Annotated in this window: 10 protein-coding genes; 2 read left to right on the top strand and 8 right to left on the bottom strand. The window is 64.9% G+C overall.

From position 1 onward, the window contains the following. The first annotated feature begins 88 nt into the window (after positions 1-88). Entirely contained in the window at positions 89-1,339 is a 1,251-nt protein-coding gene (locus ETW24_RS15020) for a DUF874 domain-containing protein (protein WP_129371807.1), read from the top strand. Positions 1,340-1,341: 2 nt separating this feature from the next. Here the strand turns inward: ETW24_RS15020 and ETW24_RS15015 are convergent, their stop codons facing one another. Further along, positions 1,342-2,712 (bottom strand): oligosaccharide flippase family protein, encoded by a 1,371-nt coding sequence (locus ETW24_RS15015; RefSeq protein ID WP_129371806.1) that lies wholly within the window; start codon positions 2,710-2,712, stop codon positions 1,342-1,344. Positions 2,713-2,947: 235 nt separating this feature from the next. Between ETW24_RS15015 and ETW24_RS15010 the strand changes: the two genes are divergently transcribed. Continuing rightward, a complete protein-coding gene (locus ETW24_RS15010; RefSeq protein WP_129371805.1) occupies positions 2,948-4,153 on the top strand; it encodes a glycosyltransferase in 1,206 nt (401 codons plus the stop codon). Positions 4,154-4,330: 177 nt separating this feature from the next. On the opposite strand, the gene ETW24_RS15005 is transcribed toward ETW24_RS15010, so the two are convergent. From ETW24_RS15005 to ETW24_RS14975, 7 genes are read right to left on the bottom strand one after another with little or no spacing between them, the layout of a single operon-like run. Further along, positions 4,331-5,167, bottom strand: a complete 837-nt coding sequence (locus ETW24_RS15005; protein ID WP_129371804.1) for a glycosyltransferase family 2 protein — start codon at positions 5,165-5,167, stop codon at positions 4,331-4,333. Next, entirely contained in the window at positions 5,164-7,689 is a 2,526-nt protein-coding gene (locus tag ETW24_RS15000) for a hypothetical protein (RefSeq protein WP_129371803.1), read from the bottom strand. The genes ETW24_RS15005 and ETW24_RS15000 overlap by 4 nt, the downstream gene beginning before the upstream one ends. Then, a complete protein-coding gene (locus tag ETW24_RS14995; RefSeq protein WP_254695621.1) occupies positions 7,686-8,624 on the bottom strand; it encodes a hypothetical protein in 939 nt (312 codons plus the stop codon). Before ETW24_RS14995 ends, ETW24_RS15000 begins: the two co-directional genes overlap by 4 nt. Beyond that, positions 8,621-9,310 (bottom strand): 4'-phosphopantetheinyl transferase family protein, encoded by a 690-nt coding sequence (locus tag ETW24_RS14990; protein ID WP_129371801.1) that lies wholly within the window; start codon positions 9,308-9,310, stop codon positions 8,621-8,623. Before ETW24_RS14990 ends, ETW24_RS14995 begins: the two co-directional genes overlap by 4 nt. After that, positions 9,307-13,881 (bottom strand): MupA/Atu3671 family FMN-dependent luciferase-like monooxygenase, encoded by a 4,575-nt coding sequence (locus ETW24_RS14985; protein ID WP_129371800.1) that lies wholly within the window; start codon positions 13,879-13,881, stop codon positions 9,307-9,309. Before ETW24_RS14985 ends, ETW24_RS14990 begins: the two co-directional genes overlap by 4 nt. After that, positions 13,878-14,894, bottom strand: coding sequence for a glycosyltransferase family 2 protein (locus ETW24_RS14980; protein ID WP_129371799.1), 1,017 nt, complete (start codon positions 14,892-14,894; stop codon positions 13,878-13,880). The genes ETW24_RS14985 and ETW24_RS14980 overlap by 4 nt, the downstream gene beginning before the upstream one ends. Before the next feature lie 5 nt (positions 14,895-14,899). After that, positions 14,900-21,325, bottom strand: a complete 6,426-nt coding sequence (locus ETW24_RS14975; protein ID WP_129371798.1) for a type I polyketide synthase — start codon at positions 21,323-21,325, stop codon at positions 14,900-14,902. Between the last annotated feature and the right edge of the window lie 199 nt (positions 21,326-21,524).

Below are 21,524 nucleotides of genomic sequence, written 5' to 3'. Positions count from 1 at the left end.
TCAAAATCCGGGTAATGGCGGCCGACGGGCCGTCTGAAGGCATGGATGGCAACCGGCTGGCACGCATCAGCCGCAAGAGAGCAGACAGATGGGGCCGATATACACGCTTGGCGATTTCCTGGACATGGTGCGGCGCAGGCTGTTCACCATCGCTTGCGTCTTCATTCTGGGCTGCCTGCTGTCGCTTTGGTTTGCCGCCCGGCAGCAGCATGAATTTGAAACTGCTGAAGTGTTGCAGATCACCCAGCCGCAGATCGCCGGTGAACTGGCCAAGTCAACGGTCGAAGGCTCCTCTGCCCGCCGGATGCAGCTGATTGAACAACGTCTGATGGCGCGCGGCACGGTGCTGGAAATCATCGAAAAATTCGGCCTGTACGCGGACATGGCCGCGCTGACCCCCTTGCAGAAGGTGGCGCTGCTGCGGGACTCGGTCCGCATCACCGGTGTCGCCGCCGCGCGTGAAGGCTTTGCCGATGACGGCACTATTTCGGTGCTGACCATCACCGCCCGGATGCCCACCGCCGTGCAGGCGCAGCAAGTCGCCAGCGAGTTCGGCCGCCGCACCATCGAACTCAGCGTCGCCACCCGCATTGACCAGGCCCGCGAGACCCTCAGCTTCTTTGCCGAAAAGGAGGCCGCACTTGCGGATCAGGTCGCGGCTCTGGAAGACGAAATCGCGGCCTACCGGAATGAAAACGACGTGACCTTGCCCGGCACTATCGAATTCCGCCGCGCCGAAATCGCCACGATGAACGAGGGGCTGCTGGAAATTGCCCGCGAACGCATCGAAATCCGCCGCGCAGCCGATCAGGCCCAGGCCACGGAACGCCCGGCCACGGCCCGCCGGTTGCTGGCGGAGGCGGACCAGCAATTGGCCACGCTGGACGCCCAGGAGCAGCTCTTGTCCCAGCGCAAGACCGGGCTTGAGGCCTCCTTGCAGACCACGCCCGAGGTTGAACGCCGGCTGGGTGCTTATGACCGCCGCCTGGAGCAGGCGCAGGGGGAATTGTCGCAAATGACCGCCCGCCGCAACGAGGCCGAGGTCGGGTTTCGCCTGGAAACCGGCCGTCAGGCCGAGCGGCTGACAGTGATCGAACCCGCGCCGCTGCCGGACTTTCCTGTAACCGGCGCCCGCAAGACCAAGGCCCTGCTGGGCGCCGCGGCCAGTGTAATCGCGGCGCTTCTGGCGGCCTTCCTGCAAGAGCTGCGCCACCCGGTTTTGCGCACTGCCGCGCAGATGGAGCGGGAAACCGGCCTGATACCGGTGGTCTCAATCCCGGTTATGGGCGCCCGGCGGCCCCAGCGCGGGCTGTCCAGACTGTTCAGGCGCGGGGCCTGAGGTCAGGAAAAGCTCATCGCGGCTGCCATGGCCGTTACAGCATCCCAGTGCCAGAGCAGGGCTGCCCCCCCGGCCGCAAGGGTCAGCAGCCCATAGCCCGCATCATGCAGCGGATCCCAGACATGATGCCTGCGCGCCAGCCGCACCAGCACCGGATAGGCCGCCAGCATTGCCAGCCCCAGCGCCGCAATGCCGCCCGCCAGCCCGAACCAGGCCACCCCGCCCAGGAACATGCCGGTTTGCAAGCAGGCCCGCGCAGCCGAGAACACAAAGAACCCGCGGCTGTCGCCTGCTGCCAAGGCTGCCTGATCATAGGTCATGGTGATCACGGCCGGCGCCAGCGCCAGCGCAATCAGCACGATCATCGGCCCCGCTTGCAGGTACCGGTCATCATACAGGAACTGCACCAGCCAGGGTCCGGCCCAGGCCATCGCAATCAGCATCGCCAGAATTCCCGCCGTCAGCCCGCCGCGCAGCTGCCGCTGCCGCTGCAGGTTTTCCGGCGCCTCCCTGGCTGGTTTGTCGCGATAGACCGGGATCATCAGCCGCTGGTTCACCGCATGGCCCAGCAGCATCGGAAAGCTCGCCAGGAAATAGCCGATGTTGTAAATGCCCAGCACCTCCAGCGGGACGAACTTGCCCAGGATCGCCCGGTCGCCTTGCGAGGTCAGAAACCAGAAGGCGGTCGACAGGAATATCCATTTACCGAAATGGATCAATTCCCCTGCGGCCGCCGTCTCCCAGCGGAACCGGTTTGCAGCACCGGGCAGGCCGTAATGGCACAAAATCAGCTTGGCCGCCGCCTGGATCACCCCGCCCAGCACCAGCGCGATCACCGACTGCGTGGCCAGTGCCAGCGCAACCATTGCTGCCAGCCCAATGACCTGGCCCGCCAGATCCAGCACCGTGACCCGTCCCGCCAGCAGATGCCGGTGCGCGGTCTCGATCCTTGTCGGGTTAAAGCCGGCAATCGCCAACCCGGCACCGGCAATGGGCAGATAGATCAGCAGCTCCGGGGCGCCATAAAACTGTGCCGCAGGCCAGGCCAGCAGCGCCGTTAATGCCCACAGGCCAAAACCCCGCATCACCTGAATGGTCCAGGCCGTGTCCAAGAATTCCGGATCATCACCGCGCTTGTTCTGGGCAATCGACGGGCCGATGCCAACGTCTGAAAACAGCGACAGCCCCACCGTCACCACCGAGACCAGCGCCATCAGACCAAAGGCCTCGGGAAACAGGAGGCGGGTCAGGATCAGGTTTGAGGCCAGCCGCAAGGCCTGGCTGCCGCCATATCCGATCATCAGCCAGGAAGCTGAGCGCAGAACCCGCGCCATCATCCCCTGACCGGTAAATAGCGAAGCAACCCGCTGCATGTCCGCGCCAATCCCCAAACGTCCGGTTCCGCAGGCTAGGCGGCAGGGCAGGGGGCGTCAATCACAGGGCCGCTTGCAACAGGAATGCGGGATACAGGGGTGGAAATACTTTAACAATCATGGCCCCCGCAGCCCATTCTCCACATCTGTGCGACAAGCGCAACAGGACGCTGGGCAAGCTGCTCAACCGCCGTTAACCTGCCGCAGACCCAAGATTTGCACGGAACAAGCCGCGTTGAAAATTGCCTATGTCCTGAACACGTATCCCCAGCCCTCGCACAGTTTCATCCGGCGTGAGCTGCAGGCGCTGGAACATCAGGGCGTGGAGATCCTGCGCCTGGCAATGCGCCCCTCGGCTGCGGCTTTGGCGGATCCGCAGGATCAGGCTGAGGCAGCCCGCACCGGCTACGTGCTGCAGGCCGGCGCCGGGCGCCTGCTTGCAGCACTCGCCAGGGAGGCAGCGTCACCTGTTCGATTTGCCCAAGCGCTGCGGCTGGCGCTGAAACTGGCGCATGCCGCCGGCACAGGCCTCCTGCGGCACCTGATCTATCTCGGCGAAGCCGCCTATGTGAAACAGCGCTGCGCTGCGGCAGGCGTACAGCATATGCACGCCCATTTTGGCACCAATGCCGCGGCGGTGGCGATGCTGGCCCATGCGCTGGGAGGGCCTGGCTACAGCTTTACCGTGCACGGGCCCGAGGAGTTCGACGCGCCGCAGGCGCTGTCACTGGGCGAGAAAATCAACCGTGCGGCTTTTACTGTGGCGGTCAGCAGCTTTGGCAAAAGCCAGCTGAGCCGCTGGGCCGCTTTCGGTAAATGGGACAGTCTCAAGGTGGTGCATTGCGGGATTGAGCCGGAACGGTTTGCCGATCCTGCACCGTTGCCGCAGGGGCCGCTGCGGCTGGTGGCGATCGGGCGGTTTGTGGAGCAGAAAGGTCAGATGGTGCTGGTGAACGCCATGGCACGGCTGGTGCAGGAAATTCCGGATTTGTATCTGTCGCTGGTTGGAGACGGCGGTATGCGGCCTGCGCTGGAGGCCGCAATTGCAGCGCATGGTTTGCAGGGCAGCGTCACCTTGACCGGCTGGCTTGCCGAAACCGAGGTGCAGGCAGAGCTGGCAAGTTCCCATGCGCTGGTGATGCCATCTTTTGCCGAAGGCCTGCCGATGGTGGTGATGGAGGCAATGGCCGCCGCGCGCCCGGTGATCGCGACATTTATCGCGGGCACGCCCGAGCTGGTGGTGCCGGGGCAAACCGGCTGGCTGCTGCCGGCCGGGGATGAAGACGCCCTGGCGCAGGTTATTATCAAGCTTGCACAGACACCGCCCTCGCAGCTGAACGCTTTGGGCCAGGCGGGCCGCAGGCGCGTGCTGGACCGTCATGACAGTGCCGCAGAGGCCGCCAAACTCGCCGCCCATTTCCGCAAGGCCATCGCCGGGTAAAACCGGCGCACTCCCGCCCGTCGCCGACGCATCTGCAGATGCACCGCTTCCGTTGGGCGTGGCCCGGCGCCAAGGCGCCGGGCCACGCCCAAGGCAGCCAAGGGTACGCTGGCGCAGCCAGGGCACCCTGCGGGCGCGGGAGCACCACCGGGACAGATCAGCAGCAAACCCCAGGCTTCAACGGCCGCGGGTCCAGCGGCTGCGGGACGCAAACAGCGGTGTTTTTGTGGCCAGGCCGACCATCGCATAGACCGCAAAACCGGCTGGATCCGACAGCAGCAGCTTCAGCACGGCGCCGGCGCTTGGCGGGATTTTGTCCTCGTTCTGCAGCAGGCCTGCGAATTTGCTTGCCACCTCAGCCACGCCTGCGTTTTGCCGCCGCCGCACCCGGACCAGATTGCGGAAACCCTCCACCATCGGCCAGCTGTAAACCGCAGGCACTTTCACCCGTTCAGACGGTGCAAAATTCAGCCGGGCAAAAATGTCATCGGCGATGATATCCGGCCAGTCCCCCCAGCGCTGCCGTCCCGCGCAGGTCATGGCGAAGACACCAAATCCGGGCACGCCGCCGGTGACAAACGGCAGCCGGGTCCAGAGCCGTGCATAGGCGCGGGTCACCGCACTGCGCGCCAGTGCCACTTGCGGGCAGCCGCTGGCATAACGCGGCACGTCCTGCGGCAGTGCTGCGGCAAGTTGCGGGATCAGCGCCGGGCTGACTGCAACATCCGCATCCAGATAGATCAGGATACCGCCGCGGGCTGCCGCATCGCCGGCATTCAGCGCCCCAAGCTTGCCGCACTCCGGCAATTCCAGAACCCGCAGATCCCAGCCAGCGGGAGGCTGCTGAACCCGCGCCAGCGCGGCCGTTTCATCGCGGCAGCCATTTGCCAGCACCAGAACCTCAGCGGCCATACCCGCAGGCAGCGGATCCGAGGCAAAAACCGCTTGCAGGCACCCCGCGATATACACCGCTTCATCATGGGCCGGGATCAGGACCGAAACACCTCTGGTCACTTCACGGCCTCCAACGCGTTCCAGCGCGGGTTTTCGTCGCTCAGCACCCGCAAGGCGCCCCAGCTCCCCCACTTTCCAGGCACGCCAACATCGGCATAGGCGGTGAACATGCCCCCGCCAAGTGTGCTCCAGCCTGTCAGAAGTTCCTGGTACAGCCTGCCCATCTCGGGCGTATAGTTGAAATGGGTGAAGAACCCGGTCAGTGTCTCATCCTCCACCAATGGGCCGATACCGACCACATGGCTGCCGCCCTCATACATGATCAGCTCCAGCCCGTGTTTCTGCGCAACCTGGGCATGATAGGGCAGCACACGCCCCAGCAAATCGGTCAATGTATCGGTGCCGTCCCCCGAGATCAGCCCGTCGCGCAACTCCGCTCCGGCCTGGGCAGAGGCTGCATCATATTGATGTTCCTTTGCAAATGCGCTTGCCGCCGGGCCAGACAGCCCGCGTTCCTCCGCCACCGCCCGGGCCTGCTCCCGGCTGTCGGCGATCCAGGCGCGGACGTGCCCGGCGCGTTCCGGGATGCCAAGGATGCCGCCGAAGTACCCCGTTACCGCATAGGCATCGAAATAGGCAGCAGGCGCTTGGCGCCCCGCCTGTTCCGCCTTCCACAGCGGCGCCGTCAGAACCTGCTCTTCCAATCCCAGCCAGCCGGTCTGCGAGGAGATCACCCGCACCAGACGCTTGCTGTCAGCACCGAAAATCTGCGTCCAGATCTGCGCAATCTCGGCGGCACGGCCGCCGTAGAACTGCATCCACAACCCATCGCCGCCCCAGCGTGCCTGCGCCTGCGCATCAGCCCAGGCCGCCTGCTGGAACTGCCAGTTCCAGACCTCGTTGGAATACTCCACATAGGCGCGCAGATCCTCATCCAAGCCGCGCTCTGCTGTCCGTGCAAACTGCCGGACATAAGTGTCATCCGCCATATGCGGCATGGTGAACCAGGGATCGGCCCCCAGCGTGTTGGCCAGCGCCAGCATGATCTCGGCCGGAACGCCCTTCAGCGCCCAAGTGTATTCAGGAACCCGCGGCCGGTCCTCCCAGCCGGTTTGCTCTGAATCATTGGCGGCCATCCAATCCATGAACCGTAGCGCGGCAAACCCGTCCAGCCGGTCCAGCCACAGCGGGTTGAACAGCGCGCCTTGCTCATAGGCCTCCAGGTGCTCTTCCTTCACCACCCGGATGTTGCGCACATAGTCATCGCCGCTGCCGCCGCGCCGTCCTGTCCGCTGGATGCGGATTTCCACCGGACCGGGGCCGGGGGCATAGTCAAACCGCACTTCGCCCTTGCCGTAGCGCACATTCTCAGCACGGCCGGCAACCTCGACAATGCCCTGACCGTCGAACCGCAGCACATAGCGGCCCGCAAGCGAACCGGCCTCCTCTGGCAGGTCGGTCAGGATCACCGTGCCGATTGATGTCAGCTCAGGCGGGATAGCAGTGGGCCAGCCCTCCGGGTCCAGATACCCGGCGGCCAGCAGATCCTGGTGGTCCGCACCGCCCCAGCGTTTCGGCAGATGCCCGATCCAGGGGCGCGCAGTTTTAAAATGGTCCAGAAACGGCGCCTGGGTGCTCCAGTCGGCAATGGCTGCCAGGTTGATGGCGACGGGTTGCCGGTTGGGGCTGGCCATCGGTGCGGAACTGTCAGCCCTGTCAGCGGCCATCACCGAGTTGAGCGCAGGCAGGGCAGGCTCCCGCGGCAGCGCGGCAGGATCCGGCGGCAAAGCGGCGGTGCGCACATCGGTTCCTTGAGCCGCAGCCCAGGCAATGTCCTGCAGCCGTGCCGCCAGGTCCGGCGGCGGCGCGGAATAGGGCTTGCCCCAGCGGTCGCTCAGCTGATGCGGCAGGCCAGCCGGGTCCTGCCCGGTCAGCACCGCAAATTGCAGCAGCGCCAGGAAATAGAAACCAGTGGCATTGGGATGGATGTCATCGGCAAACACATCGCGGATGCTGCTGAGGCCGGGCATGGTGCCGGCCAGGATTGCATCCTCCAGCCGCGCCATGGCCTGCCCCGCAGGCAGCAGTTTCACGGTGCCGCTGGTGGCTGTGTTGACCTCATCTACTACCGCTTGCCAGCGCGGCAGGTCCTGGCTGATCCTCTCGCGCCAGGGAATATCGGCACCCTTGTCAAAGGGCACCTCGGCGCCGGTGCCGCTGTCCAGACTGTGCCAGGTTTCCTGCAGGTAAAAGTCCACATCCGGGTTCGCGGCCCGCGCCAGCTGGTAGAATTGGGTGACAGCGCCTTCGGTATCGCTCCACTTCAAGTGATTGGCCAGCGGAATGGCTTCGGTCACAATCACCGCCTCCGCCGGGCGGCGCAGCCTTTCACGTGAATCAAAACCTTCGGCGGTGCTGCTGTGCTGCCAGTTATAGCTCAGCGGCGCGCCATTGATGATCTGCGCCTCGACCGTGGCCTGCCCGCGCGCATTCAAAAGCTGGTCCAGCATCTGCGGGTTGTCCGGCCCGAACAGCGAATGGCCGATCATGACCACGGAGGTAATCAGCGCCTCCAGCTTCATGACGGTGCTCCCCCGGTGGCGATACCTGTACGGGGCAGGGCGCGCACCACGTCCCAGACAATCTGCTGCACTTTGGCGGCGGCCTCAGCTGAAAACGCCTGCGCCGGGCTGCCATCGGCGCGGGTCAGCTGATGCGGCAGCCCCAGGGGCGAGCGCTGGTACAGCACCGCATAGTGGGTCAGCGCAACCGCATAGGCGCCCAGATCATTGACATGTATCGTGTCCAATTCCCCCGCGGGCGTGCGGGCAAACAGCGATTCACGTGAAGCCAGGCCAGGGATCCCTCTGGCCTCCGCCGCCCGCGCCAGTGCCGCCAGTACCTGCCCGCCGGGGATCAGATAGACCGGGTGCTGCGGGTTGCTGCGGCTGTCCGGACCCAGCAGTTTGCCCACCCACAGCGCCTCAAGATCGCCGTCGATCCGTTCCAGCCAGCCGTCCGGGTCGTCCAGCCTGTGCCAGGTCTCATAGAGATACATACGTGTGCCAGGCGAGGCCTGCCGCACAAGCCCTGCCCAATTCGTCAGGTATTCGGCGGCGCTGAAATAGCGGAGGGCGTCGCGCAGTTCGACCATCTCGGTCAGCACCAAGGCACCGTATTCACCGGATTTGACGGCCTCCCGCGCGTCCCGGTAAGCGGGCGGCTGATTGGCGGTCTCAAAATCGAGGATATCTTCCCCCGGCTCCCAATGCGCCCGCAGCGATGTGCCCGAGCCCAGCTGGCTGTTGAACCCATGCCCCGCAGGCGCCAGCTGCGCCAGCATATGCGGCATGTCAGACCCGACCAGCGAATGACCCAGATGGAAAACCTTCAAGGGTGCCTCAGACGGCGCCAGCGGCGGTGGAACCGGCACGCCGCGGCTGCGTGTTGCAAACCCCATCAGCCCCAGCGCCGCACTCAGCGCGCCAAAAACCAGAAATCCGCGCCGCCCCATCATCCGCGCCCCCGGATTTCCGCCGTGGTGATGATCAGGCCGGCACCAATAGCAAAGCGCCCGCTGACAGCTTCTCCGCGCACAAAAGGCGGCCTGTCAGCGGTAAACACGGCCCGGTACGCAGCTGCCGCCAGATCAAACTCCAGCTCCATCCCGTCAAAGCCATAAAAAGCCCGGCTCAGCGTGTATTGGCATTTGTAGGCCGCTTCCTTGGCGGAAAAGATCACCTTGGCCATCTGTCCGGGGTTGTCCTGCCGTTTCAGCCAGGCCTGTTCCCGCTCCGAGCAGATTGCAGGCAGCAGTTCGTCCTTCAGCGGCGTGTCCTCTTCCACGTCGATCCCCAGACCCTGAACGTCGCCCTCATGGGCCAGCACGGCCATGGCGCAGCTTTTGGTATGGGTGATCGAGCCGACCAGCCCCTTGGGCCAGACCGGCGCCCGGTCGCGGCCCACGGGCACAGGTGCAGGAGTCAGCCCAAGCTGCCGCATCGCCTGATGCGCGGCACTGCGTCCAGCGGCAAATTCGGTGCGCCGTTTGATCACCGCGTTCGGCGACAGCCCCGCGGCTTCCTCTGCCAGCGGTGCGGACGGGGCGCCCAGCGGATCTGCCCCGGCCAGCGCCACATCGGCGGCAAAAAGCGGCCGGACCAGTGCCAGCCGCTTTGCCAGTTTGTTTTCGGCCTCTGTCATCCGGTCCTTGCTTTGCGGTTTGCACGCATGGCCCGCCGTTTCGACATGGTGCCGGCGCGGTCGGGCCCTTCGCTGTCCTGCGGCTGTTGTTCCGCATTTGCAGGTGTGCCTGCAAGCCCTTCGATATGGGCTGCCAGCCCCGCCAGCGTCGGGAAGCGGAAGATATCCGTGATCGACAGGCTGGCAGTCCCCAGTGCTTCGCCCAGTTCGTCGCGCAATTCCCGGTGCGCCTGCACCGCCAGCAGCGAATGGCCGCCAAGCGCAAAGAAATTGTCCTGTGCGCCGATGCCGCTGATTCCCAGAATGCGGCTCCAGACGGTTGCGATCCTGGCTTGCGCGCCTGCATCCAGCGCAACAGCCGCAGGGGCTTCGGCCCGTGGCGGCTGCGGATCAGGCAGTGCCTTGCGGTCGATTTTCTTGTTTGGTGTCAGCGGGAAGGCCTCCAGCGTGACGATCCGTGCAGGCACCATCGCCTCGGCCAGTCTGGCCGCCAAGGCTTGTTTCACAAGGCTCTCGTCAACAGGTGCAGCGGTGGTGACATAACCTACCAATTGCCCGGCGCCGCTTTCGCCGCGCGGCACAACCACAGCCCCCGTCACACCGGGGAAGGCGGCCATCGCGGCTTCGATCTCGCCCAGCTCAATCCGCTGGCCGCGGATCTTAACCTGATGGTCGGTGCGGCCCAGAAAGGCCAGCGTGCCGCCGGCTGTCCAGCGCACCAGATCCCCGGTGCGGTAAAGGGGGGTATCAGCGAACGCTGTGTTTACGAACCGTTCAGCAGTCAGCTCTTGCCGTTGCCAGTAGCCCGCCGTGACACCCGCGCCGCCGATATACAATTCCCCGGCTGTCCCCGCGGGGACAGGCATCTGTTTTTCGTCCAGAACGTAAACCTGCGTGTTGGCAATCGGCGTGCCGATCCCTGTTGTCCCCGCCGGGACAGCCGTGACTTTCTCCACTGTCGACCAGATCGTCGTCTCGGTCGGGCCGTACATGTTGTGGATTCCGGCGGGGGTAGCCTCGCGCAGCGCCTGCACCAGATCTCCGGGCAGCGCCTCGCCCCCAACCAGCAGATGCTGCAATTGTGCCAAACAGGCGCTGGCGTCTTCATCCGCGGCAATCATCCGCGCCATCGACGGGGTGCACTGCATGTGGCTGACCCCATGGCGCACGATCTGTGCAGCCAAAGAGAAGTCATCCGCCGCCAGCTCTTGCGGGGCGTTGGACAGGCGCAGCACTTCGGCCAAGGGTTTCAGCCCCTCCAGCACCACGTCCGGCGCGATGCCGTAGTCGATCAGGCAGGCGATCTCATCCACACCGATGTGTTTCAGTTGCTCGACCCGCTGGCAGGCATCCTGAATGGTGCCGAACAGGCCCGAGTCCTCAAAATACCGTTCAAAGGCGAAGTCGAGTATCGCTTCCAGCTCCTCCTCAGACAGCGATCCCAGATCCATCTCAAACGGGTTCTTTACGCCTTCGGGTTTCTTGAACGCCGGGAAGGCCCAGGCATATTGCTTGATCAGCCCGGCGGCCGAGCGCAGGTAGTCCTTCATTGGCTCGCGCGCCACTTGGCGGGCTTGCTCGCGGGTTGCTGCCAGATAGCTGTGCAGCATCAGGGTAACCTTGAAATCCGCAGGGTCATGGCCGGCTTTGCGCAAAGCGTCATGATATATACGGATTTTGCCCGCGACCTCGTCGATGCTCTGGCCCAAGAGATGGGTCAGCACATTTGCCCCGATCGCCCCGGCCTCGCGCCAGGTTTCCGGGTTGCCAGCAGTCGTGACCCAGACCGGCAGTTCGGCTGAGACGGGACGGGGCTGGGTGACAACGGCGTGATCGCTGCCGTCTTTGCGGGCAAAGGCAACCTCCTCGCCGCGCCAGAGTTTGCGCACGGTTTCAATGCTCTCAAACAAGGCAGGTTTATTTGCAGGCGGCGTATTTTCAGGCCGCAGGATGAAATCATCCGGTTGCCAGCCTGAGGCAAAACCGATCCCGGCGCGGCCTGCTGTCAGGTTGTCGATCACCGCCCATTCCTCGGCAATCCGTGCACAATGGTGCAAGGGGGCCACGCAAGAACCGGCCCGCACGCCGATGTTCTGCGTCACCGCCGCAACGGCAGCACCGGTAACCGACGGGTTCGGATAGGGGCCGCCAAAAGCGTGGAAATGCCGTTCCGGCGTCCAGACCGCGTTGAAACCGTGGCTATCGGCAAACTTGGCGCCTTCCAGCAGCAGATGGTATTTCTGCGGCCCCGGCCCATCGTCATTGCCCCAGTAGAACAGGTTGAAATCCATTCTGCGGTCCGATTTCGCAACCGGGCCCTTGGACAGCTCCAGCCGGCTTTCATCGCTGGACAAGACCAGCTTCAGCCCGCGCGACAGGGTCCAGAACAGCTCCAGCACCGAGATGTCAAAGCTAAGGCTGGTGACCGCCAGCCAGGCATCGCCGGGCTGATGCGGGATGCGCTGATCCATGCCGGTGAAGACGTTCGAGACATTGGCGTGGGTGACCATCACCCCCTTGGGCAGACCGGTCGAGCCGGAGGTGTAGATCAGATAGGCCGGATCGCTGCCCGTGGCGCCGCCATTGATGTTATCGTTGGCTGTCCCCGCGGGGACGGTTTCCATTTCCAGCACCTGTGCCCCGGAGGCGGGCAGGGCGCCGGCCAGTGCGGATTGTGTCACGATCACCTGCGCCCGGCTGTCGCTGATGTAATGGGCAATCCGGTCCGCAGGATAGGCCGGGTCGAGCGGCACATAGGCGCCGCCGGCCTTCATCACGCCCAGGGCGGCAAACACCAGCTCGGGTGCGCGGCGGATATGGATGCCTACATGAACTCCAGGTTTCACGCCCATTTCACGCAGGCGCCGGGCCACGGCATTGGCGAGGGCGTTGACCTGGGCATAGGTGAAGCTCTGGTCCTCGAACACCAGTGCAGCGGCGTCAGGGGTGCTGGCGGCCTGGGCCTCGAAAGCGGCGTGAATGGTCAGATCTGCGGGATAGTCCGCGGCGGTCTGATTCCAATCCTCCAGCAGCAGCTTGCGCTCGGCTTCGGGCAGGATGGGGAGGTCTGCGACCGCTAGGTCCGCATCACCGGCCAGGGCGCCCAGCACCAGAGCCAGCCGCGCGGCCAGCAATTCTGCGGCCTGTTCGTCCAGCTGGGCGTCCGTGTGCAGCGCCAGTGCGCCATCGCAGAAAGCGACGGTGGCGGCGCAGCCTGAAACCGGGCCGTCCCTGTCCAGAGACAGGCCTATGGCTGGTTGAGAGAACGCCGGAATCTCGGGTGCCCGCGCGGCCAAATCCTCGGCAAATCCGCCGTATTTACGCGCTTTTTCAATGCCCTGAATTGCTTTCGCTTTGAGATCGGACACGGTTTGTTCCCGCCGCGCCTGCAGCGGAACCCAATCGGAGATCAGCCCAGGAACCGCGTTCATACCGGCGATGGACAGCGCCACATCAGCGGATTTCTCGCCGCTGCTGAGCAAGGCCCAGGCCAGCACCCCGGCGGCGGCCTGTTCTTCGCTGAGGGCGGCAGGCATGGCGATCTTCCGGCGGGTTACCCCTGCGCTGCCGGTATCTGTTGCAAGCGGTACCTGGACCGGCTGCATCGCGGCAAGCGCCTTGCGCCAGTGGCTTTCGCCACCCTGCACGGCGGCCATCTGTGCAGTGAGGGACCCGGCGTCTTCCGCGGTCAGCGCCGGCAGCAAATCGCCGGCTTTGACCAGCCCGGATACGTCCAGCGGTTTGCCTGCCGGCGTGGTCAGCCGCGACAGCATCAGCGCGCCGTCCGCGGTGGCGATTGTCACGCTGTCTTTGCGGACGTCAAGCACTGTGCCGGGGGCGCCGGAGCCTTCTGCTGTTTCCGCGGCCCCAGTGAGAGCGACCTGCCCGCCAATCCGCAATTTGGCGGCGCACAGCGGGTTCCAGTATCCGCCGGTGTCCAAGGCACGGACCAGCCGCGCCAGTTCGGCGGCGGGGCGGGAGACGTCCAGCAGTCCCCCTGCGGCGGGGCGGTCGGATCTGGCAAACACGCGGCGCTGGCTCAGGTCCTGCGGCTGGCGGTTCAACTCGCCGGTTTCCAGCTGCGCCATCACCTCGTCAAAGCTGTCCATCGCGGCGGCGTAGCATTTGGAGTTCAGGCTGAACGCAGTTTCATCCGCCGCTACATCGAACAGCCGCCGGGCCAGGATGTCGCCCTCATCGACGCCGCTGGTCATCAGGTGCCAGGTGATGCCATGCTGTGTTTCGCCATTGATCAGCGCCCAATTCGGGGTGTTGAGGCCCGCGTAATGGGGCAGGGGACCGTCGTGGAAGTTCACCGCGCCTTTGGCGGCCAGTGCCAGAACCTCATCAGGGATCACTGTCAGGTTGGCGATTGACAGCAGCCAGTCGAAGCCGCCTTGCAGCTGCTGCTGGGTGTCCAGCAGGGGCAGGCCCTTGCCATCGGCCCAGCTGCGGATATCGGGGTCTTGCGACACCACGGCCCGGATCTGGTGGCCGCGTGCCAGCAGCGCCTCGGCACAGCCGATCAGAAGGGATTCATTGCCAATCAGGGCACATGTGAAGAACGTCATTTCTGCTCCTTTGCAATCGGAGAGGGCGCGCGCGTTTTTGGTGATGTTTTTGGCTGCGGCGCAAATACCGCACGCAGGCTGTACAGGACCAGATCGCGCAGGAAATGCGGCGGATCCGCCTGTGGTTTATCCGAGATCAGGCGGCGCAGCCCATAGATCAGGCTGCCAGTGATCCGCGCCAGCGTTGCGGCGGCGGCATAGGCGTGCCCGTGGTGCTTGACGAAGTAATGCCGCCGCGAGTTGAACCAGTATTGCGGCGTGCGCTGCCAGGCTTTCATCCCGGTGGACGCCGACCCCACGTGGGCGATTTCGCTCGTTGGCACATAGTGGGTGCGCCAGCCCGCACGGGCGGCACGGCGGCAGAGGTCGGTTTCCTCAAAATACAGAAAGAAGGTCTCGTCAAAGCCGCCAACGGCCTCGATGACTTCGCGGCGGATCATCAGGCTGGCGCCGGCGGTCCAGTCAACCTGCAGCTCGTCCTGCGGCATGTCCATGGCGACCACCCAGGGTTTCAGCAGGCGGGTGAAAATGCCGGTGCGCACGCTGGCCTCGAACTCACCCGCGATTGAGGGATAGCGGAAGGCGGTGCGGTGCGGCGCGCCGTCGGTGCCGCGCACAAAAGAGCCGGCCAGCCCGGCGCCGGGACGTTCCAGCAGGAAGTCGCGCAGGGTGCCGATGGTGCTGCCCTGCACAAAGGCGTCGGAGTTCAGCAAGTAGTAGAATTCCGGCGCGCTGCCGCCCGACAGGCCGGTTTTCAGCCCCAAGTTCATGCCCGCGCCAAAGCCGCCGTTCACAGGCGAGGCGATCACCCGCAACCGCCCGCTGCCGAGCCAGCCGCGTTTGTCTGCTTCGGCGCGGATCTGATCATAGGAGCCGTCGCCGGATCCATTGTCGATGATCAGCAGTTCGCCCGGCAGGTCCTCCATTTCGCGCAGGGCGGCCTCGGCGGCCTGCAGGGTCATCTCCGGCGTGCGGTAGTTGAGGAGGATGGTAAGGATGCGCTGCGGGTTCATCGGCATCACTCCGCGGCCGTGGCATAGCGGGGCCGGCCAGCCGCCATATCGGCGGCGTCGAGCCGGGCTTTGACACCGGCGGCCAGCACGCTGACATTCGGCACCAGCACCATGCTGTCGTGGTCGCCCGGCACTTCGGCCACCTCGGTCTGTGCGGCCCAGCGGGTCCAGTTGTTGTCATCAAACACATATTCGCGGGCAGTGCTGACCCAGTTGCCGCCGCTGACCTGCCAATTGCGGTCCAGCGGCGGGCGGAACAGCGTGAGGGGGCCGGTCCAGGGGCGCAGGGCGTAAGTTTCAACGGCGGTGCGGAAGGCCAGCTCAATCTTGCGGTTGTTGAATTCGGGCAGGGCGCCGGTCTCAACCGGAGCGGCGCGGCGTTTTTCAATCTCCCAGGCGATGCGGTTTCTGGCCCATTCGCCAAAGTAGCCGGCCCCTTTGCTGCGCAGTTCTGCCAGTTTGATCAGTGCCTTGTCGCGGCGGCTGAGCGGCGGGCGCATGGGCAAAGGCGTGTCCAGCAGGATCAGCGCGGCGGTTTCCTGGGCCTGATCCTTCAGCTGCTGCGCCATCTCATAGGCGGTGATGCCGCCGCCGGAAAAGCCGCCCAGAAGATAGGGACCCTCGGGCTGGATCCGGCGGATCTCGTCCAGGCAGCTTCGGGCTGCGTCCTCGATCCGGGAGTGCGGGGCGTCATTGCCGACCAGCCCCTTGGCCTGCAGGCCATAGACCGGGCGGTCCTTACCCACGAGCAAGGCCAGTTGGCGCAGATTCAGCACATTGCCGAACATGCCTGCCACCAGAAAGAAGGGCCGCCGTCCGGTGCCGTCGCCCGGATGCAGCGGCACCAGATGGGTGAAGGATGGTGTGTTTTCTGCAGCTGCGGCGGGTTTCCCTGGTTCCGCAGCGATACCGCCGCCGGTGCGGTCTATGATCCGTTCTGCCAGCGCGGCGACGCTGGGGGCCTCAAACAGCACCGACAGGGGGAATTCCACACCAAAGCCGCGTTTGACCTGGGCAAACAGCCGCACCGCAATCAGCGAGTGGCCGCCAAGGTCAAAGAAACTGTCCTCGATCCCCACTTGCGACACCCCAACGAGGGCGGCAAAGAGGCCGGCCAGTTCCTCCTCTACCGGGTTGCGGGGGGCGACGTAGTCAGTATCCAGTTGCGGGCGCTCGAACGTCTGGGTGTCCTCCGCGGCGGCAGTCTGCCCTGCCTGTGCGATCAAAGCGGGCAGGTCCAGCGAGGAGACCACCACCTGCGGCAGACCGGTGGCAAGGGCGCGGGCCAGCGCCTCGCCGCCTTCAGCGGCTTTGATGCCGTTGGAGATGTTCAGCTGCAGGCGCCGTTCCTCGGGAGACAGAGGCTGCGTGCCGGCGGCAGGTTCCAGGCCCAGCTCAGCGGCGGTGGCGTCGGCTTGCCCTTCGGCTGCTGCGGCGTCGAATCCGCCGGTCAGGCGCTGCATCCGGAAACCTTCGATCCGGACCAGAACAGTGCCGTGCGGATCTGTCAGGGTGACGTCAAAACCGGCAGAGCGGCCATCCGGCGCATCCGTCAGCCGCACATGGCTGCAGATGCTGGAGGTGAGCGGTGCGAAAACCCGGATCAGGTGGTAGGACACCGGCACCCAAAGCGCGCTGGCGTCGTATCCGGGGATCAGGCCAATCGCCCAGCCGGTGGCCAGGTCCAGCAGGCCGGGATGCAGCAGACAGCCGTCCTGCGCCGCGATGTCCGGGAGTGAGAGAGTGGCGAGGCCCTCGCCATTGCCCAGTGCCGCGCGCCTTAGCACATGCCAGCGCGGACCAAAGCGCAGATGCGCCTCCTGCGCGGAGCGCAAGCGCCCGTTAATTGGCGCCTGCTCCTCCGGGCAACGGGTGAAAATCTTCTGGAGGTTGAGTGCGGCGGGGCATTCTGCCGCCGCCGCTGAGGCCAGCATAGCCTGACAATTTAGAGAGTAACCATTTGTACATGCCGAGTAAACAAACAGTTCATAACCATTTTCATTAGCTTCGAGTTTTACCGCAAGCTTTTCCGGGGCTTCACTTTTTGCAACCAGAGGGCGCATGAAGTAGAGGTCGCGGATTTCGATTGGCCCTTCAAAACCGGTTTCTGCCAGCGCCTCTGCCGCCATTTCGATGTAGCCGGTGCCGGGCACCAGGGCGGTTCCATCGGCGGTCCGGTGTTCGTCCAGAAGCCAATCCGCGGTTTCAAAACGCGGTGTGAAGATGCGGTTGCCGGCCGTGTCATAGCCGCATTGCTGTAACAGCGGCTGGGGACAGGGGGCCATCGTGCCGGCGGCGGTGGCGCCGTTGCGGCTGGCCATGGCGTCGGCGGCCATGCCGGTATCGGACCAGACACCCCAATCCACTGCCATCACACGGGTGAGGCCGCCGGTGCGGTGCTTGGCCCAGGCGTTGAGGAATTCATTGGCGGCAATGTAATCCACTTGGCCCGCAGGCCGGGTCACGGCGGAGGAGGAGGAAAACAGCACCATCAGCTCCAGGCTGCCATCGGGGAAGACCGCATCAAGCGCCCGCAGCCCGCTGACCTTGGGCGCCAGCACCTGGGCGATCCGGTTCTCGTCTTTGGCCAGCAGCGGGCCGTCATCGATGATACCGGCGCCGTGGATCACGCCGGTGACGGGACCAAAGGCGGCTTCGCCTTGCGCGCGGGTGCGGCGCAGCTCGCCGCTGTTGCAGACGTCGGCGGCCAGCGGCAGGATCCGGCCTTTGCCGGTCTCCTCAAGCGCCATTACCGCGCGGATGCGCAAAGCGGTGCGGTTGGCCGGGCTGTGGCTGCGCAAGTAGCGCTCCCAGGCGGCGCGCGGGGGCAGTCCTTCGCGGGAGATCAGTGAGATTTTGGCGCCGTATTCGCGCATCAGATGGCCCGCGACGGTCAGGCCGATACCCCCATAGCCGCCGGTTACCAGATAGTGGCCGCCCTGTTTAAAGGGCGGCGTTTCCGGCGCGGGCAGCGGCAGCGGGCGCCACGTGAGTTCTAGCCGCTTTTCACCGCGCCAGGCGGCAGAGGTGTTTGCGGGATCCGCCATCAGCTCTTCCAGCAGGCGCGGGGTAATGTCTGCTTGTACCGGTTTGCGGCGCGTAAACAGCGCCTTGGGCGGCTTTGGCAGTTCGATGTCGATGGCGGCGCAGGTGATGCCGGGCAGCTCACGCGGGATCACCCCCAGCGGCCCCGCGATCATCGTTTTTTCGGGATAGGGCAGTGCTTCGCTGCGGACCTGTGCTGCGCCAGTGGTGAAGACGCTGATATGCAGCGGGCCGGGCAGACCGGCATTGCCCAGTTCCTGCGCCAATGCGGTGAGGGAGTGAAAGCCCATCTCCAGATTGCGGTCAAAGAAGGAAGAGCCGGGGCGATAGGTTTCTTCCCCGGTCACCAGCCAGAAATGGGCGATGCGGTCCGGCAGCAGCCCGGCGCCTGCCAAGTCTGCCAGCAATGCGCCATAGGCGGCGCGGCCCTGTTCCGGCGGCAGGATGTATGAGACCGGGGACAGCTGCGCATAAGTGTCGCCGGCGCGGACGCGGGTGACGCTGTGGCCAGCGGCCTGCAGCTGGTCTGCGGCGCGGGCCGCGTGGCCTGTTTCATCCTCGAAAATCAGCCAGGTTTGCGGTGCCTGGTCCAGTTCATGTTCCACGTCCAGGGTGCAATCGGCGAACCTGGGCCGCCAGGCAGGGCGGTAGCCCCAATCGGCCAGGTCTTCGCGCCGGGCGGGGGGCGTGTCTTCTTCCACGGCAGGTTTGCCGGGTTCGATGAAATAGCGGCTGCGCTGAAAGGCGTAACCGGGCAGGGGCAGGCGGTTGCGCCGCGCTTCGCCCCAAATCTGCTGCCAGTCGGCCTCGACCCCGCAAGCCCAAAGCCGGCCGATGACGCCGAAGAAGTAACTGTCATCCATCACGTCCTGATCCGGGTGGCGCAACGAGCTGAGCACCTGGCCCGGTTGCACCACGGGCGACATTTGCGCCAGCGCGCTGAGGGCCTTGCCGGGGCCGGTCTCAAGGAACACACGGTTCGGGGTCTTGGCGAGGGTTTCAATGCAATCGGCATAGCGCACGGTGTTGCGCAACTGGCCGACCCAGTAATCGGCGCTGGTGGCCTGTTCGGCGGTCAGGGCGGCGCCGGTGCGGTTGGAGATCACCGGCAGGTTCGGCGCTGACAGGGTCAGCGAGCGGATGAAATCGCCATACTGCTGCAGGATGCCGTCCAGCATCCGCGAATGGGCGGCAATGTCGATCTGGATGCGCTGGTGCTCCACCTCGCGGGCGGTCAGGTCGGCGGACAACCGGTCCAGCGCCTCTTGCGGGCCGGAAACGGCCGTCAGCGCGGGCGCGTTGACGCTGGCAATGTCCAGATCATCGCCGATGATCGCCTCAACTTCGGCCAGCGGCAGGGCAATGGACAGCATGCCGCCTGCGGGAACGGTATCAAACAGCCGTCCGCGCAACAGGACCAGATCAATGCAGTCCTCGAAACGTATAACGCCGGCCAGGCAGGCGGCGGTGTTTTCGCCCATAGAATGGCCCGCAAGTGCCGCGGGTTTGACGCCCCAGCTGATCCACAGCTGCGCCAGCGCGTATTCCACGATCATGACCAGCGGCAGCTGCACCGAGGGCTGTTGCAGCCTGGCGTTTGCCGCGTCCTCTTCGCCCGCTTCGGGCAGCCAGATGGCGCGGATGTCGTAATCCAGGCCCTGTTGCAGGTGGTCCAGCCCGCGGTCCATCCAATCGGCAAAGACCGGTTCAGTCTCGTACAGATCGCGGGCCATGCCGGCATATTGCGCGCCGCCGCCGGGAAACAGGAAGACCACCTCGGGGGTGTCGCCGAGACGGTCATGAGTAAAGACCTTGCGCGGGTCGTTTTCTGTCAGAATATCAATCGCTTCAGCGGTGGTTTCCGCCACCAGCACGCGGCGTTTGGCAAAGCCGCGGCGGCCTTCCTTCAGCGTATAGGCCACGTCGGCCAGATCGGCATCCGGGTTTGCCTTCAGGTACTCTGCAAGGGACTGCGTGTTGGCATCCAGCGCGGCCTTGGATTGGCCGGAAACACAGAGGATCTGGAACGGAAAATCGCTTTCTTCCGAGGCTGCACGCTCTGGCGCTTCCTCGAGGATCACATGGGCATTGGTGCCGCCGACGCCCAGTGAGTTGATGCCGGCGCGGCGCGGTCCCTTGTGCGGTTCCCATGGCGTGAGGGCGGCGTTGACTTTGAAGGGTGACGTCTCGAAATCTATTGCGGGGTTCGGCGCCTCAAACCCTAGCGAGGGCGGTATTTCCTGATGATGCAGCGCCAGCGCGGTTTTGGTCAGGCTGGCGACACCGGCGGCGGTGTCCAGATGGCCGATGTTGGTCTTGACCGAGCCGATGCGGCAAAAACCGTTGTCCTGGGTGGTGGCGCGGTAGGCGTCGGTCAGGGCTGTGACCTCGATCGGGTCGCCCAGATAGGTGCCGGTGCCATGGCATTCGACGTAATCAATGGTCTCTGCCGGGGTGCCTGCGGCCTGCAGCGCAGCCTGCACCGCTGCCGATTGGCCGCCAACCGAGGGCGCCAGATACCCGGCCTTGTCCGCACCGTCGTTATTGATGGCGGAGCCTTTGATGACGGCCCAGATGTGGTCGCCATCGGCAATCGCATCCTCCAGCCGCCTCAGCGCCACCGCGCCTGCGCCGGAGCCGAAAACCGTTCCTTGCGCCCGGTGATCAAAGGCGTGGCAGTGGCCGTCCGGGCTGAGGATTTCGTTTTCCTTGTAGAGGTAGCCGCGGCTCTGCGGCAGCTCGATGGTGACACCGCCGGCCAGTGCCATATCGCACTCGCCTTCGCGCAGGGCCTTGCAGGCGTAATGCACCGCAACCAGCGAGGTGGAGCAGGCGGTCTGCACGTTGACCGAGGGCCCGTGCAGGTCGAACACATGGCTGACGCGGGTCGACAGGAAGTCCTTGTCGTTGCCGGTATGGCGCAGCAGGAACATGCCGACATCGTCCACAAGGGCCGGATTCGAGCAGATGTTGAAATAGAAATAGCTGCCCATGCCGCAGCCTGCATAAACGCCGATGGGGCCAGCGATGCTTTCGGGCGGGTGGCCCGCGTTCTCCATGGCTCCCCAGGCCACTTCCAGGAATTTGCGGTGCTGGGGGTCGAGGATGGCGGCTTCCTTGGGGCTGAAGCCAAAGAACTCGGCATCGAATTCATCAAACCCCTGCAGCCGGGCTGCGGCAGGCACATAGTCCGGGTCGGCCAGCACAGACGCCCGTTCACCAGCCGCCAGCAGGGTGTCGCGGTCCAGAACCTCAATCGATTCAATGCCGTCGCGCAGGTTCTGCCAGAAGGCGTCAGCAGAAGTTGCGCCGGGGACTGTCACTGACAACCCGACAATTGCTATATCTCCGGCAGCGCCCCCCGCTGCGGGTTTCCCATCCTGCATCGCCAATACCTGACCCACTGGCCCCTTAAAAACAGTCCGGCACAACGGTGCCAGACTGCTTTGCAGAGCTGGCAGGCGCCCGCCGGACGGGTTGGTTTTTGGTGCCGGAGTTCTCCCCGGCGGGTTGTCCCGGTCTGGCAGCACCAGATCCCCATCTGTGCTGCAAACCGGATTTATTCAGTTTAATTTCGTCAATCCA

The organism is Leisingera sp. NJS204 (assembly GCF_004123675.1).
GTDB lineage: Bacteria > Pseudomonadota > Alphaproteobacteria > Rhodobacterales > Rhodobacteraceae > Leisingera.
Note: the sequence above shows the minus strand (reverse complement) of the source record. Positions and strands in the feature narration are given on the sequence as shown.

Coding starts and splice junctions, on each gene's coding strand:
- ETW24_RS14975 (WP_129371798.1), bottom strand. CDS start 21,325: ATGCAGGATGGGAAACCCGCAGCGGGGGGCGCTGCCGGAGATATAGCA.
- ETW24_RS14985 (WP_129371800.1), bottom strand. CDS start 13,881: ATGACGTTCTTCACATGTGCCCTGATTGGCAATGAATCCCTTCTGATC.
- ETW24_RS15015 (WP_129371806.1), bottom strand. CDS start 2,712: ATGCAGCGGGTTGCTTCGCTATTTACCGGTCAGGGGATGATGGCGCGG.
- ETW24_RS15020 (WP_129371807.1), top strand. CDS start 89: ATGGGGCCGATATACACGCTTGGCGATTTCCTGGACATGGTGCGGCGC.
- ETW24_RS14995 (WP_254695621.1), bottom strand. CDS start 8,624: ATGATGGGGCGGCGCGGATTTCTGGTTTTTGGCGCGCTGAGTGCGGCG.
- ETW24_RS14990 (WP_129371801.1), bottom strand. CDS start 9,310: ATGACAGAGGCCGAAAACAAACTGGCAAAGCGGCTGGCACTGGTCCGG.
- ETW24_RS14980 (WP_129371799.1), bottom strand. CDS start 14,894: ATGAACCCGCAGCGCATCCTTACCATCCTCCTCAACTACCGCACGCCG.
- ETW24_RS15000 (WP_129371803.1), bottom strand. CDS start 7,689: ATGAAGCTGGAGGCGCTGATTACCTCCGTGGTCATGATCGGCCATTCG.